This is a genomic window from Ottowia cancrivicina, assembly GCF_029813755.1.
GTDB lineage: Bacteria > Pseudomonadota > Gammaproteobacteria > Burkholderiales > Burkholderiaceae_C > Ottowia > Ottowia massiliensis.
In genome coordinates this window covers 1-1,965 of the sequence record NZ_JARVII010000060.1, presented here as the reverse complement: position 1 = coordinate 1,965, position 1,965 = coordinate 1, and the positions used below count along the sequence as shown (strand labels likewise).

Below are 1,965 nucleotides of genomic sequence, written 5' to 3'. Positions count from 1 at the left end.
AATGCCGTCAATGCTGGCAAGGAAGTGACCGTGCATGAGAAGAGCATCAACAAGCACGGGTGGAAGGGATTTGGATATATTGTTATTGATCCGGAAACCGGAGCGGGGGCTTATTTGATTGAGGGGAGCGGGAATGGGGCTGTAGCCTTTCTTTTAGGAGTGGGGGCGGGCGCTGTAATCTTGACCCTCTTGAATGATGCTGCCGCTGCAATAATGACAGGTCCAATAGGAATTGCTTCAATAGCAATAACCTTGGCCATAATTGTTCCTATCCTGACCGTATATGTCGCTTCACTAGCGTCATGGTTACATAGCGGCAGTGCAGCAGATCAAACTACAAAAATTAAATGTTTCACAGGCGGACTAGGGTATATGCTTTCCGCATATGGCGTCTTTGCTGCATTTGGCATTGGAGAAATCGCAGGGAAATTAACGGGAATAATTCTCAGTATACTGGGAATAAGTTTGGATACTTTGGGAGGAGATACGCCACTTCAATGTCTTTTTAATAAGGATCCTTTGGAGATAGGCGGATGAAGCTGCTTGCATATATCATCTATCATGCGACATTGGATGCACTCTTTTTCAGTCAGTTTCTCTTGAAGCAGACGTCCGCGTCAAGAAGATCAAGGCCTGATCTTACGATCAAGTTGATTAAACAGATATTGACGGCTATCTTTAGAGAACCTGTTATTCAATTATGTTTATTGGCTTGTTGTATTGATTATATTATATGCACGAAATACATTATTGACAAACCAGTAATTATCTATTTCTTATACGTATTGACGCTTGTATGTATTATATTTTGGGCGCTAATAAAAAAGATGATGAAAGCTTTCATTTTTATATTGTTGTCGCATTCGTTCGCGGTATTGCTTTGCCTGTGTAATATGCAAATATCGGCGGCGATGAATCTATCGATCGTATTGTTTGTTCTCATTTTTTTACGCTTGTTTGATTCGCCCTTAATAATATTTAATAACAAGATCGAAAGCTTGTAATAAGCGGCCGCCACGGCGCTGACGAAGCTGACCATAGATAGGGAGATTGCTTGTAAAATTAAAATGCTGTCAATGTAAGAAAAGAAGTGATCTCGCATGAGGAAAGCAAAGCAGCAATAGGCATAGATGGAAGGGGTTGGGCTACATCGTCATTGATCAGGATACGGGCCTTATCTGATAGAAGGGAGTGGAAACGGTGGCATCCTATTCACCATTTTCACGCATGCACTATTATTTTTCTTATGGTTCTTGGTAATCGTGGGGATGTCATCGCTATTTATATTGCTTGGTGGAGCCATCTTAACATTTATCTCGTTCGGCATTCCAATGCTTGGAGTTGCATTTGCAGGACTGAGTTTGGCTGGCAAGCTCGCTGTAATTGGACTTGGGATATGGACATACTCGCACTTCTTCTTGGAGGGGTGTTACAGGGCAATTGGCAAATTTATTGGAAACATATTGCCCGGATTCGCATCTCTGCGGTCCGCAAAAGATTTATCGACGGCCATGGCTCTATTTTTTACAGGCACCGCAAAAGATATATACCAATCCTTCATTGAGGGATGCTAGCATGCCAGCGAGAGAACACATAATTAATCAAATGAAAGGAAAGTGGCATATTGACGCCATATTATTTCTATACGCTGAATCCGCATTGTCTGCAGCTATCTTCTGGAAGTTAGACAACAGCTACTATGTTATCTGGCAATGTATTTTTATAACACTAATGGGATACATTGTTGAGACATTCAAAAAATATGTTGATTCCAATTTTTATGAATTTTATAAAATGTCCAATAAAAGAGCATTGCTTATATATAGTTTAGGCTTTTTTCTTGTAATTATTGATTGACTTAAATATAAATGCTCAAGGCCCGGATGGAAGAAACCAAACAGACGCTGGAGCGCGCGCAGGCTGCGCCCGAAAGCCAGCGCGAGCAGATCCTGAAGGGCATCACCG

The 1,965-nt window shown here is 41.5% G+C and carries 2 protein-coding genes; both read left to right on the top strand.

All coding sequences use genetic code 11. From position 1 onward, the window contains the following. Window positions 1–537: hypothetical protein (locus tag QB898_RS12960; RefSeq protein WP_279525285.1), on the top strand; the 537-nt coding region annotated here is incomplete at its 5' end. An 846-nt stretch (window positions 538–1,383) separates the two neighbouring features. Then, complete coding sequence (locus tag QB898_RS12955) at window positions 1,384–1,857, top strand: hypothetical protein (protein ID WP_279525284.1); 474 nt, start codon at window positions 1,384–1,386, stop codon at window positions 1,855–1,857. Window positions 1,858–1,965: the final 108 nt, after the last annotated feature.